The sequence below is a fragment of the Klebsiella sp. 4_1_44FAA genome, assembly GCF_000238715.1.
GTDB lineage: Bacteria > Pseudomonadota > Gammaproteobacteria > Enterobacterales > Enterobacteriaceae > Klebsiella > Klebsiella pneumoniae.
This window is the reverse complement of the sequence record NZ_JH414807.1, coordinates 71379-84588: the sequence shown is the minus strand read 5'-3', so window position 1 is coordinate 84588 and position 13210 is coordinate 71379. Positions and strand designations below refer to the sequence as shown.

Sequence of the window (13210 nt, the reverse complement as noted above, 5' to 3'; positions counted from 1 at the left end):
TACTCTCTCCTGAGTTTGCTATCAATGGCGACAAATTGTTACGATATAACATATCTTACCTGGGAGGCAAGAGCGACAGGCAAGCGCTTTTACCGCTGGAATAATGTCCGGTATGATGAAAAGGGTGATGCGCTGAACGGAACAATGATGGACAACGATATCAATCAACTTATTGATGCATTGCTAAAAAAGCAGACCAGCCTCGGCCGGGTTTATTTCGCCGGCGAGACGCGCTCGCCTGCTGAGCCGGTGGTGCAGGTGGATTTTCCCCGTCTGAATATCCTCCTCGATGGGCAGTTGCCCGACCAGGCCCTCGGCGATAACGCCCCTCCCCTCGAAGCCAACGACGTGCTCTATATTCCTGGCGATAGCTGGAACTGCCCGCAGTGGCAAGCGCCCTGCCTGCTGTTAAGCATCCTGTTCGCTAAGCAGCAGCTGGAGTGCTCGCTGCAGCACTGGAATGGCAAGGCGATAACTGTTGTCGACAAGCGGCAGGCGCTGCGCCGCGGGCCGCGCGTCGGATCATTTCTGCTGCAGGCGCTCAATGAACTCCGGATGCAACCGCAGGAGCAGCAAACCGCCCGCAGCATCGTCGTCAGCCTGCTCAGCCACTGCCATGATCTTCTCGGCAGCCAGGCGCAAACCTCCTCGCGCAGCCAGGCGTTGTTTGAAGCGATCCGCCAATATATGGACATCCATTATGCGGAACCGCTGAGCCGGGAATCGGTGGCCCAGGCGTTCTACCTCTCTCCCAACTATCTTTCCCATCTGTTCCAGAAATGTGGGCCAATGGGCTTTAATGAATATCTAAACCATATTCGTCTCGAACAGGCCCGTATGCTGCTGAAGGGCCACGATATGAAAGTGAAAGACATCGCCCACGCCTGCGGCTTCGCCGACAGCAACTACTTCTGCCGCCTGTTCCGCAAAACTACGGAACGCTCGCCGTCTGAATACCGCCGCCAGTACCATAGCCAGCTGACGGAAAAAGCATCCCCGGTAAAAAACTAGATTTTTGTGTGTTAAACCTGACTTTTGTGCGCGCTATAGTTACCTCCCATCCCAGCCAGCACCGATAAATGTGATCTAAATCATCCTTAATCACGATGCGTACATTTATCCAGTTTTTGGCAAATTTGTCATCTGGCGATCCTTCGAACGAAAGCCGTATGCTTACCTCAACGACAGCACCGAATTAAGCATTGAGGAAAACACAATGGAACTCTATCTGGATACCGCCAACGTCGCCGAAGTGGAACGCCTGGCCCGCATCTACCCGCTGGCCGGGGTAACCACCAACCCGAGCATTATCGCCGCCGGTAAAGTCCCGGTCTGGGATGTGCTGCCGCGCCTGCAAAAAGCCGTCGGTCCGGAGGGCACCCTCTTCGCGCAGACCATGAGCCGCGACGCGCAGGGCATGGTGGAAGAGGCCAAACGTCTGAGCAATGCCGTGCCGGGCATTGTGGTCAAAATCCCGGTCACCGCCGAAGGGCTCGCCGCTATCAAACTGCTGAAGAAAGAAGGCATCCCGACCCTTGGCACCGCCGTCTACAGCGCTTCGCAAGGCCTGCTGGCCGCGCTGGCCGGCGCAAAGTACGTCGCGCCTTACGTTAACCGCGTCGACGCTCAGGGCGGGGACGGCATCCGCATGGTGCAGGAGCTGCAATCCCTGCTGGAAATGCATGCGCCCGAGAGCAAAGTTCTGGCGGCAAGCTTCAAAACGCCACGCCAGGCGCTGGATTGTCTGCTGGCTGGCTGCGAAGCAATCACCCTTCCACTAGATGTAGCGCAACAAATGCTCGGCACCCCTGCGGTAGAGTCAGCCATAGAGAAGTTTGAACAAGACTGGAATAACGCCTTTGGCACGCTGAATCTGTAACCGGATCCGCGAGCCGCCTGCGGGCGGCGTCACGGTCATCGAGGAGGAATCGAAATGGATCGCATTATTCAATCACCAGGCAAATATATCCAGGGCGCAGGCGCCATCAAGCGCCTCGGCGACTATCTGAAACCGCTGGCCGAGCGCTGGCTGGTGGTCGGTGATAAGTTCGTCCTGGGGTTTGCGGAAGAGATGCTGCGTAAAAGCCTGGCCGACGCTGGCCTGGCGGCCGAAATCGCGCCGTTTGGCGGTGAGTGTTCGCATAATGAAATCAACCGTCTACGCGATATCGCCGGCAACGCGAAGTGCACCGCCGTGCTGGGGATCGGCGGTGGCAAAACCCTGGATACCGCGAAAGCGCTGGCCCACTTTATGAATGTGCCGGTGGCGATCGCCCCCACCATCGCCTCCACCGATGCGCCGTGCAGCGCGCTGTCGGTGATATACACCGACGAAGGGGAATTCGACAGCTACCTGATGCTGCCGCGCAACCCCAACATGGTCATTGTCGATACGCAGATCGTTGCCGGCGCGCCGGCCCGCCTGCTGGCCGCCGGGATTGGCGATGCGCTGGCTACCTGGTTCGAAGCCCGCGCCTGCTCCCGTAGCGGCGCCACCACCATGGCGGGCGGGAAGTGCACCCAGGCGGCGCTGGCGCTGGCCGAGCTATGCTACAACACCTTACTCGAAGAGGGTGAAAAAGCGATGCTGGCCGCCGAACAGCACGTGGTCACCCCGGCGCTGGAGCGGGTGGTGGAAGCCAACACCTATCTGAGCGGCGTGGGTTTCGAAAGCGGTGGTCTCGCGGCGGCGCACGCGATTCATAACGGCATGACGGCCATCCCTGACGCCCATCACTATTATCACGGGGAAAAAGTGGCGTTCGGAACCCTGACGCAGCTGGTGCTGGAAAATGCGCCGGTGGACGAAATAGAGACCGTCGCCGCGCTGTGCCACAGCGTTGGGCTGCCGATCACCCTGGCGCAGCTGGATATCAAAGGTGATATCCCGACCAAAATGCGTCTGGTGGCGGAAGCCGCCTGCGCTGAAGGCGAAACCATTCACAATATGCCGGGCGGCGTTGATTCCGACCAGGTCTACGCCGCGCTGCTGGTGGCCGACCAGTATGGTCAGCGCTTCCTGCAGGAATGGGAATAAACCAGAGCAAAACACCCGGCGTCAGCCGGGTGTTTTTTATGCATCTCTGCAGGCCGGAGCAGGCTATGCCCCTCGTCTCTTGATACTGATCATCGCCAACGCCAGTACTATCAACGCAATGCCACAACCTTCCACCTTTCCTGGATTTTCATGTAGTAGCCACCAGGAAAATAGCACGCCACAGACCGGTACGGCCAGCGTACTCAGACCGGCTATACTTGCCGGTAAATTACGCAGTACAAAAAGCCACAGACTCCAGGCCAGCGCCGTTGCAAGGATTGCGCTGTAAGCCAGGGCCCAGAAAACGTCGGGCTGCCAGTCTACCGCCCGTTGCGGGACGAGCCAGGCCACTACGCTCATTACTACGGCGGCATATAGCATCTGCCATGTCGTTAGCGCCAGCAAATCAACCTGCGGATACCGGGTATACATACGCTTCGCGACGATCGCACCTGCCCCCCAGCTCACGCCGGAGAGGATCGCCAGCAAGGCGCTTTTCAGGGAGGTAAAGTCGAGTTGCCAAGGCTGAAGTACGAGTATCAGGCCCACGCATGCCACCCCGATGGCGATATACTGCCATCGCCGCATGCGCTCACCTAAGAATAACGCGGCCATCACCACTACCCAGAATGGCATGGTATAACTCAGGATCGCCACTTTACCGGCGCCACCGCTCATTAGCGCCCACTGTGCCAGACCGACCATGCCGCAGGTTTGCAATAACGCGATCGCCAGGGTGTAGCCGAAAGGCGTCGGCTTGAGCGCTTTACCGCGGATCAACATCACTATCCATAGCACCACGGCGCCAAAAATACAGCGCAGCGCCGTGAAGTCAAAAGCGCCGATATAGCTCGTCACTTGCTTCATCGCGATCCAGCTAAAGCTCCAGATCAGCGTTAATAACGCCAACCCACCAAACGCCAGTGGATCGCTCTTCCTTGCCATTGCATAACCCATCCCTGTCAATTATCAGGCTGGCACTATACGCGCTTTATCTTCTGCTCTCCCCTGACCTGTATCAGCGTTTTGGGCAAAAAAAAGCGATGGCGAATACCGGCTTCGCCATCGCACTAAACGTTAATGAAAACTCAGGCCGGGCGTACGCCCAGCGTATGGCAGATGGCGTAGCTCATTTCGGCGCGGTTCAGGGTGTAGAAGTGGAAATCCTTGACCCCTTCCCGGCTTAAGATCTTCACCATGTCCATGGCGATATTCGCCCCCACCAGTTGACGGGTTTCGGCGTCGTTATCCAGCCCTTCGAACATTTTTGACATCCACACCGGGATACGGACGTTGGTCATATCCGCAAACTTTTTCGCCTGTTTAAAGTTGGAGACCGGCAGGATACCGGGAATGATTTCCACGTCGATGCCTGCCGAGACGCAGCGATCGCGAAAACGCAGGTAGCTTTCCACATCGAAGAAGAACTGGGTGATCGCGCGGTTGGCCCCTGCTTCTACTTTGCGCTTCAGGTTCAGTAAATCCGCCTGCGCGCTTTTCGCCTCCGGATGCACTTCCGGATACGCGGCGACAGAGATATCAAAATCGCCTACCTCTTTCAGCAACGTCACCAGATCGGCGGCGTACATATCCGGTTTACCGCTGCCCGGCGGCAGGTCGCCGCGCAGGGCGACGATATGGCGGATACCGTTGTTCCAGTAATCCTGAGCGATAGTGCGCAACTCATCGCGGCTGGCATCGATACAGGTCAGGTGCGGCGCTGCTTCCAGACCGGTTCGCTCTTTAATGCCTTTGATGATGCTGTGGGTGCGATCGCGCTCGCCAGAGTTCGCGCCATAGGTTACCGAAACAAACTTCGGTTTCAGACTGCTCAGGCGATCGATGGATTTCCACAGGGTTTGCTCCATTTCACTGGTGCGCGGCGGAAAGAATTCAAAAGACACATTAATCTGGCCCTGGACTTCCGCCAGGCTCTGATTCAGGGCTTCCCGCTGATTGGCGTGAAAAAAGCTCATACCTTACCTCATCAATCGCATGTAATGGCTGTTATATTGCGAACTTCTATACGTTTAGACGTCCAGATGTAAAAATGACGGAAAAGCGCGCGGGCGTCAATAGAAAAATCTGCGTAAAGAGTGAGGAATAGGTCACCTACATGAAAAAAGTTCATCTTCCGATCACCTGGCCACGCACAGGAAGCGGCTCGGTGGGCAATATAAGGTGGCTCGCGAGTCAGCCTGAGACTAGCCAGTCGCCAGAATGCCATCCAGCAGAGAAAGCCATTGCTGCACGGACTCTGCCTGGTGAGGCGGATAAATCACCCCAAGGCTTAACGGCATCGCGTCGCCCTCAGCCACCGGGCAGAACGCCACCCCCTGACGCTGAATCGCGGAAAAGGACGCCGGCAGCAGGATCATGCCTTCGCCGCGCGCAATACGCGCCAGCAGCACATCATGCTCGGCCGGCTCTTCCACATACGTCGGGGCATAGCCAGCCCGGTCGAAAATGCGGCGCGTGTAGTCAAAGAAACCAGGATTACGCTCGCGTTTAAACCAGAACAGCGGCCGATGATTGAGCGCGCTTAACGTCAGCCCTGGCCTGGCGGCTTCCGGCCAGGAGGCCGGTAATGCCGCAATGAGCGGCTCATGATACGGCAATGGGTGCAGGTGCAGCCCTTCAGTATTGAGCGGCAGCGCGACCAGCGCCGCATCGAGTTTGCCTTTGCGTACCTGCTGAGCCAGCGCCGGTGAGGCGTGGCGGGTGATATGCAACGCGCGGGTATGTTCGCTCAGCGCAGCCTCAACGGCGGCGAAAATGCCCTGTTCGAAGGCCGTCGTCACGCCCAGACGTAGAGCCTGCGGCGAGTGAACGGCGAGCTCACTCAATGCCGCCAGCGTGCGTTCCTGGAGCGCCAGCAGAGGTTGAATCATCTCCAGCACCTCTTTACCCGCGTCGGTCAGGATCAGGCCTTTGCTATGGCGCTGAAACAGCGTCACCCCCAGCTGCGCTTCCAGATGGCGGATATGGCGGGTCAGCGGCGGCTGCGAGATAAATAACCGCTGCGCCGCCCGGCTGATGTTATTTTCCTCCGCTACCACGGCAAAGGCGCGCAGCAGGCGAATATCCAGAGAATGTAATCTTGAAGTTGTCATACTGAAAAGGTATCACGAAAAGGGTATTACTCAAGTCCGGCACACTTCCCTACCCTTCCTCTTAACGCACCATCACAGAGAGGAAAAAACGATGTCCAGCGAACGTTATATCATCGGTCAGGAAATGCTTCAGCGGGTGGATGGTAAGGGCGGGGAAGCCGTCGTCGACAGCCTGCGGGATATCGCCCCCGATTTTGCCCGCTATCTGATTGAGTTCCCCTTCGGCGATATTTACGCCAGGCCAGGGCTCGATTTACGCAGCCGGGAAATCGCCACCATCGCCGCGCTCACGGCGTTGGGTAACGCCGAGCCACAGCTGAAAGTACACATTGCCGCGGGATTAAACGTCGGCCTGACGCAAGAGGAGATTACGGAAGCGATCATGCAGATGGCAGTCTATGCCGGATTCCCGGCGGCCCTCAACGGCCTGTTTGCCGCCAGGGCGGTATTTGCGGCCCACTGATCGCTTAAGGCCGGGCTGACTGCCCGGCCTTAAAAACTTATTTCTTCACATCGACAACGCGCTGCCCGTTAAGCTGCTCATCCGTTATCTTTTGCCCGGCTTTGAAATAGTCTACGACCGCATTTGAAACGTAATAGCCGCCGGAGGTATTACGCGCCTGCCCCTCGGTAAACGCGACAAAACCATCGCCGCCATCTGCAAGGAAGCTGTTGGTGGCAATATGGTAAACCGTCGTATCGTCAATCGGTTTACCGTTTAGCCTGAATAACACAACGCGCTGGCCCACAGGTTTGCTGCTGTCATACTTCATTTCCAGTCCCCGGGAGACCTGCAGCACGCCGTTGCTCAACCCGGCGCCATGCTCCATCAGGCTACGCAACTGCTTCCCGGTTAGATCCATGGTGACCAGCTCGTTGGGAAACGGGAAGGTGCTGATAACGGCGCCCATGCTCACCGCCCCGGCGGGGATCTCATTCCGGATCCCGCCCGAGTTGGTTAACGCCATCTGCGTACTCCTACCTGCTGCCAACAGCAAGGCGTCAGCGGCAAGATTGCCCAACGGCGAAGAGATGCCATACGCACGGGTCAGTTCAACGGGCGATTGTGTAATGACCTGCTGCACCAGTTGATCAAGTTGCTTATTCCAGCCGTCGATGACCTGTTTTGTCTGCGGATCAGGCTTCCACTCATCGGCATAAAGCGTCTTCAGCTCAAAGTGCTTCACCGTGAATTGGTGCGGTTTCTCCTGATAATCCAGCACCAGTTTACCCACATCGATGCCGCCGCTATCGGTAGAAAGGATCAACGTATTACCCACTTTAATGGGCTCCGGTGTGCCAACGTGAGCATGGCCGGTAATTAAAACGTCCAGGCCTTTCACCTGACCCGCAGTCTGAATATCTTTATCCAGCGCACGACGCACATCGGTTCCCCCCTGGCTCGACTGACGCGCCGGGACGCCTTCATGGATCAGGGCCACGGTCAGATCCACTTTACCGTTAAGTTCATCGATATAATGCTGTAGCCATTTCACCTCATCACGCGCTTCGATACCCACTCGCGTCGCGGCAGAAACGGTGTCATTAAAAGCAAACACGCCGTGCAGGCCAATCACGCCAATTTTCACGCCATCTTTTTCGATAATGGTATAGGGCTTATCCCAGAACGATTTATCGCTGTTCTGATAAAAAATATTGCCCTGAACAATCGGGAATGTCGCCTGGCTAAGCTGAAGCAACGTATTATCCCAGCCGTGATCGAACTCATGATTACCGATAGTCACCGCATCGTAGGACATCGTATTCATAATATCGATTATCGCTTTACCCTTCGTCAGGCTACTGATGTAAGGCCCGGTAAAATAATCTCCGGCATCAAAAAACCAGGTCGCGTTATTTTTCGCTTTTTCCTGTTTCACCATCGTCGTGATATTCGCCCAACCGCCAATATCTCGTTTACTATCCGCTATCCATGGCACTTTATAAGGTTCGACATGGGCATGAAGATCGTTGGTATAAATGATGGTGACATCTTTGGCGCAGGCCCAGAAAGGCAAAGTCAACAGAAGTGCTGCGCTCATTGTTTTTAGTTTCATCGGAGTTCCTTTCAGAGTGATAAAGAACCGCTAAGTTACGTTCTGAAAGACTTTTTTATGTGAGAGCATTCACAGTTGTATGCAACCTGAGCAGGACAAAATTAACGACCTGTAAAAATCGTTGGTATTGACCTGCCAGTGGATACTCTCTTTACCATTAACGCCTGTAAAACTTTTGGCTGCCGCAATTTAGGTTTACCGTCTGCGGCTGAGTATCATTTCCCGAATTTTCGGCTGGGCTACCCGGCGCTCTACTGCGCAGCCTGCGGCAGCTATCCCCCCCTGTTTAACGAACGGGAATTCCGCCCCTGGCTGGCGGCTTATCTGACGGATCATGCCCGCCGCTACGGCTATTTTTGCCCGGTATGCTATCAGCGGGATATTATTCGCTACGGCCGCAATCCGCAGGGTACGCAACGCCTTCAGTGCCGCCACTGTAAAAAGGTCTGGACGCCAAAATTCCCACACATCGCCCCAATTGAAGCCCCACGACGTATTTGCAGCGTACCGTTGATAGCGCCATTCCAGGGTAATGCCGCCGGGCAAAAGCTCTACTTTTTATTAAGCTTTGATGCCGTGCGCGGTAATGTTATTCATCTTACCTCTAATTTCACTGCTTTCGCGGTAGGCGAATCATTACGCTATCGCTGGCGCGGCGGACAAGCCGACAGGGAGGAGACTGACGATATTATTCAACGTATTTCTCTCACTGAAATGCGCTTTTTACAACGCAGTCAGTTCGATGAAATCCAGTACGGCAGCGCAATGCAAAAGCGCCATGCCCGCGGCAATATATTGCGCCCGGTTATCGCCGCGCACGGTCATTTCAAACTGCTTAGCCAGCAGTTTCCAGAGGTGAAAACGCACGTTATTGCGCATGAATGCTTTTTACGCGGCGCGGCGATCGTTGCCTGGGCGCCGCTTTTTCGTCAGCGGCAAGGCGATCTATGGTATGTGGAAGAAGAGATAAGGAACCCAGCCAGCCCGGCTCCGTGGCAGCTACAGGGGAAAACCCATCATGGCTGGTGGCAAAATTCATGGCAGCGTTGGACGCAGGAAGAGAATCAGAAAATGGTCTGCCGGCTTGCCGGCACTGCAGAAGAGAACGCCTTTCTACCAGACCTTGCGTCCAGCCGACGGTTTACAATATGGCTGAAAAACAGACCCGCGTTTGCGCAGAGCGCCCTGTATTCCGCAGGGCGCGTAACGCAAATAGTGGCCTCACTGGTTCAAGAGTATAACGCGACGCTTACAGCAGCTGCGCCAGGCGGTTAATATCCGACTGGATCGCCCCGGCGGTCACATCGCGCCCGGCGCCGGGCCCGCGGATCACCAGCGGGTTATCGCGATACCAGCGGCTTTCGATGGCAAACACGTTATCGCACGGCAGCAGCGCCGCCAGCGGGTGCTCTTCGCGTACCGCTTCCACACCAACGCGTGCTTTGCCGTTGGCATCAAAGCGCGCCACGTAGCGGAGCACCAGCCCCATCTCGCGGGCCGCTTCCAGGCGCTGCAGCATCTGCTCGTTCAGCTCTTCGCCATTCTCAAAGAAGTGATCGACCGACCCCTCTTCACAGTGCGCCGGCACCAGTGATTCCACACGCACCTGATCCGGTTCGATGTCATAGCCCGCTTCCCGCGCGAGGATCACCAGCTTACGCATCACATCCTTACCGGACAGATCGACGCGCGGATCCGGCTCGGTCAGCCCCTGCTGCCACGCCTGATCCACCAGGTCGGTGAACGGCACGGTGCCATCGAACTGCAGGAACAGCCAGGAGAGCGTTCCCGAGAAGATACCGCTCAGGCCGAGAATAGTATCGCCGCTGTCGATCAGGTCGCGCACCGTATGGTTCACCGGCAAGCCGGCGCCCACGGTGGCGTTATATAGCCAGTGGCGCCCCGTCTTCTCAAACGCGTCGTGGATCTGACGATATTTATCACTGCTGCTGGCGCCCGCCAGCTTGTTGGCGCTAATGACGTGGAAGCCATGGCTGGCGAAATCAAGATACTGGTCGGCCAGCTGTTCGCTGGCGGTGACGTCCAGCACCACTAAATCATCATACGGGTGCGCGCGCATCCACAGGAACAGCGACTCTTCATCCTGCTCCACCGCTTCATCGTTGAAGAAAGCCAGCGCCCGGCTGGCATCCAGCCCGTCGTAATTCAGCAGGCTGCGTTTACTGTCGACTACGCCGGCGAGAATAAACTCGAAACCGGTACGCGCCGAGAGCGTAGTTTGTTCACGGGCGAAAAGCTCCAGCCAGCGGGAACCAATGTTCCCTTTGCCGAACAGCATCAGGCCAATACGCTTTTCGGCGCGAAACAAGGACTGATGCAGCCCCTGGATCAGGCTTTCCGTCGGCCCGGCGCGTAGCACCGCCACCAGGCTGATCCCCTCTTCAGACTGCCAGGTGAACTCCACCGGCTGCCCTTTGAGCTGCTGCCAGAAACGGTGGCAGTGCAGCGGGTTACGGGTGACTCCCGCGCCCACCATCGCCACCAGCGCCAGCTTCTGACGCAGACGCAGCTCGCCCGGCAGACCGGCTTCATCGAGCAATTTCAGCGCGCTGTCGGCCACCTCGGAGGTGTAGCAGAACTGCAGCAGCTTACGGTCGGCATGGACGCCAACGGCTAACGGGCGCAGCTGGGCGCGTTTGAGCAGAGCGTCCAGCTCTTTATGCGCCAGTTTGAAATCGTGACCGGCCGGCACCTGGAACTCCACCAGGCAGACGTCGTCATGGCTGGTGACAATCCGTGCGCCGGTACCGGAGGCCAGCACGCGCTCAATGCGCGTGGAACCCTGTTCCGGCGTGTAGCTGCAGCGTAACTGCAGATCGATATCACTGGCGGAAACCGGCTGTAGCGTGCGGGCATGGAGCACCGGCGCGGCCAAGCGCGCCAGCTCGCTGGCTTCGTCCAGACGCAGCAGCGGCAGCAGGCAGGCGTCTTTCACCTTGCGCGGATCCGCGCTGTACACCCCGGCAACGTCGCTCCAGATAGTGACCCGGGAGGCGCCCGCCAGCGCGCCGATCTGGGTGGCAGAGTAGTCAGACCCGTTACGGCCCAGCAGGACGGTTTCGCCGGCCTGGTTGCGGGAGATAAAGCCGGTCACCACCAGACGTTTGTTAGGATGCTGCGCCATCAGCTGCTGCAGCAGCGGATAGGATAATCCTTCATCCACCTGCGGCTGCGCAGCGCGTTCCGCGCGCAGGAACGCGCGCGCGTCCAGCCAGGCGGCTTCCATACCCAGCTGGTTGAGAACCGCCGCCATCAGGCGCGCGGACCACACTTCCCCATGGCCGACCACTTCCGCATAGACCGCTTCGGAAACCCCGCCGTCCAGCAGACCAGCCAGACGCTCAAGGTCGTGGATAAAGGCGGCTATCAACGTATCCGCCGCCGCAGGCTCCAGCAGACCGCCAATCAGCTCGGTGTGATAGCGGCGAAGCGACTGCTGAACCTGATGCGCAGCAAGGCGATCGCTCTGGCTAAGCTTAAGCCAGCTGATCAGCTGGTTGGTGGTGCTGCCAGCGGCGGAGACGACCATCATATCCCCCGCCTGCGAATACTCCTTCATGATCCCCGCGACGCGCAGGTAACATTTCGCATCCGCTAAACTACTCCCACCAAATTTGTGCAGCTGACGACCCTTCGCCCCTGCCTGCGCAATCACACTCATCTTTATTCCTCGTTTGCTGCCCGGAAGCCATTTTCCAGGTCGGCAATTAAATCTTCACCATCTTCAATACCGGTCGATATACGCAGGAGCGTTTCTGAAATTCCGGCGGCGGCACGCGCTTCAGGCGCCATGCCGGCATGCGTCATCGTTGCCGCATGGGAAATCAGGCTTTCAACGCCCCCCAGCGATTCCGCCAGTGTAAACAGCGACAGCCCGCTCAGAAAACGGCGCAGCGTCTGCTCGTCACCGTCAAGCTCGAAGCTTAACATTGCGCCAAAACCTTTTTGCTGACGCGCCGCAATTTCATGCCCCTGGTTTTCCGGCAGCGATGGATGATACAGCTTTTTCACCAGCGGCTGGGTTTTCAGATACTCAACGATCGCCAGGGCATTTCGCTGCGCCACTTCCATCCGTGGAGACAGCGTCCGCAGCCCGCGCAACAGCAGATAGCTGTCGAAGGCGCTGCCGGTGACGCCAATATTATTCGCCCACCATGCCAGTTCGGTGACAGTTGCCGGATCTTTGGCAATCACCACCCCGGCCACCACATCGGAGTGACCATTGAGGTATTTGGTACAGGAATGCAGCACCAGATCGGCGCCCAGCGCCAGCGGGTTTTGCAACGCCGGGCTCAGGAAGGTGTTGTCCACCACGCTAATTGCCCCGGCCTCACGCGCCAGACCACAGATTTTCGCAATATCCACCACCCGCAGCAATGGATTACTTGGGCTTTCCACCAACACCAGCTTCGGTTTTTCCGCCAGCGCCGCCCGCAGCGCCTGCTCATCGCTTTGATCGACAAACTGGACGCGATAGCAGCCGCGCTTCGCCAGGCTGTCGAACAGACGGTAGCTGCCGCCGTAGCAGTCGTGCGGCGCCACCAGCAGATCGCCCGGTTTAAGGAACACTGTCGTCACCAGCAGGATCGCCGACATTCCGGTATTGGTCAGCACCGCGCCGGCGCCGCCCTCCAGCTCCGCTAAGGCGCGCTGCACCACATCGCGCGTCGGATTGCCACGACGGGAGTAGTCGTGGGCGCGCGGTTCATTAAAGCCGGTGAAGTTATAGGTACTGGAGAGGTGAATCGGCGGGACAACGCAACCGTACTGCTCGTCGTCATTTAAACCGCTACGCACTGCGATGGTGGCCTGTTTACGCGTCATGTTGGGAAGTTCCTGGGCTGAATCGGTGAAAAGTCAGGCTCCAGAGTAATCATTGTCACAATAGACGTCAATACATCTGGACATCTAAACTTCTTTGCGTATAGATTGAGCAAAGTGCAAATAGCCGTTAAAATTATATGCATTAGCGCACGTCGTCG

General features: G+C 57.3%; 11 protein-coding genes. 5 read left to right on the top strand and 6 right to left on the bottom strand.

Annotated features, from left to right (window positions below; all coding sequences use genetic code 11):
- The first annotated feature begins 24 nt into the window (after window positions 1-24).
- The 3 genes from HMPREF1024_RS02685 to HMPREF1024_RS02695 all read left to right on the top strand — a co-directional run bounded on the left by HMPREF1024_RS02685 (window position 25) and on the right by HMPREF1024_RS02695 (window position 3037).
- Entirely contained in the window at window positions 25-1011 is a 987-nt protein-coding gene (locus HMPREF1024_RS02685; protein ID WP_009309735.1) for an AraC family transcriptional regulator, read from the top strand.
- A 205-nt stretch (window positions 1012-1216) separates the two neighbouring features.
- Window positions 1217-1879 (top strand): fructose-6-phosphate aldolase, encoded by a 663-nt coding sequence (gene fsa / locus HMPREF1024_RS02690; RefSeq protein WP_004177977.1) that lies wholly within the window; start codon window positions 1217-1219, stop codon window positions 1877-1879.
- Window positions 1880-1933: 54 nt separating this feature from the next.
- A complete protein-coding gene (locus HMPREF1024_RS02695; RefSeq protein ID WP_004146274.1) occupies window positions 1934-3037 on the top strand; it encodes a glycerol dehydrogenase in 1104 nt (367 codons plus the stop codon).
- A 63-nt stretch (window positions 3038-3100) separates the two neighbouring features.
- Here HMPREF1024_RS02695 and HMPREF1024_RS02700 read toward each other — a convergent pair whose 3' ends face one another.
- The 3 genes from HMPREF1024_RS02700 to HMPREF1024_RS02710 all read right to left on the bottom strand — a co-directional run bounded on the left by HMPREF1024_RS02700 (window position 3101) and on the right by HMPREF1024_RS02710 (window position 6150).
- Window positions 3101-3982: a DMT family transporter gene (locus HMPREF1024_RS02700; RefSeq protein WP_004177983.1), complete on the bottom strand. Its 882-nt coding sequence runs from the start codon at window positions 3980-3982 to the stop codon at window positions 3101-3103.
- Between the two features lie 143 nt (window positions 3983-4125).
- On the bottom strand, window positions 4126-5013 hold the full coding sequence (metF, locus tag HMPREF1024_RS02705) for a methylenetetrahydrofolate reductase (RefSeq protein WP_002882952.1): 888 nt from the start codon (window positions 5011-5013) through the stop codon (window positions 4126-4128).
- Window positions 5014-5241: 228 nt separating this feature from the next.
- Window positions 5242-6150, bottom strand: coding sequence for a LysR family transcriptional regulator (locus HMPREF1024_RS02710; RefSeq protein WP_004895139.1), 909 nt, complete (start codon window positions 6148-6150; stop codon window positions 5242-5244).
- Window positions 6151-6241: 91 nt separating this feature from the next.
- Here HMPREF1024_RS02710 and HMPREF1024_RS02715 point away from each other — a divergent pair, with 91 nt between their 5' ends.
- Window positions 6242-6613: a carboxymuconolactone decarboxylase family protein gene (locus tag HMPREF1024_RS02715; protein WP_002882947.1), complete on the top strand. Its 372-nt coding sequence runs from the start codon at window positions 6242-6244 to the stop codon at window positions 6611-6613.
- A gap of 37 nt (window positions 6614-6650) precedes the next feature.
- Here HMPREF1024_RS02715 and HMPREF1024_RS02720 read toward each other — a convergent pair whose 3' ends face one another.
- Window positions 6651-8207, bottom strand: coding sequence for a bifunctional UDP-sugar hydrolase/5'-nucleotidase (locus HMPREF1024_RS02720; RefSeq protein WP_004895142.1), 1557 nt, complete (start codon window positions 8205-8207; stop codon window positions 6651-6653).
- 138 nt (window positions 8208-8345) lie between these two features.
- On the opposite strand from HMPREF1024_RS02720, the gene HMPREF1024_RS02725 reads away from it, so the two are divergent.
- A complete protein-coding gene (locus tag HMPREF1024_RS02725; protein ID WP_009309734.1) occupies window positions 8346-9482 on the top strand; it encodes an IS1 family transposase in 1137 nt (378 codons plus the stop codon).
- On the opposite strand, the gene HMPREF1024_RS02730 is transcribed toward HMPREF1024_RS02725, so the two are convergent.
- Both HMPREF1024_RS02730 and metB read right to left on the bottom strand, forming a co-directional pair.
- Window positions 9457-11889 carry a bifunctional aspartate kinase/homoserine dehydrogenase II gene (locus tag HMPREF1024_RS02730; RefSeq protein WP_002882944.1) on the bottom strand — a complete coding sequence of 811 codons (2433 nt, stop codon included), beginning with the start codon at window positions 11887-11889 and terminating at the stop codon, window positions 9457-9459. The two genes, HMPREF1024_RS02725 and HMPREF1024_RS02730, sit on opposite strands and share 26 nt — an antisense overlap.
- Window positions 11890-11891: 2 nt before the next feature.
- Window positions 11892-13052, bottom strand: coding sequence for a cystathionine gamma-synthase (gene metB / locus HMPREF1024_RS02735; RefSeq protein ID WP_004150388.1), 1161 nt, complete (start codon window positions 13050-13052; stop codon window positions 11892-11894).
- Window positions 13053-13210: the final 158 nt, after the last annotated feature.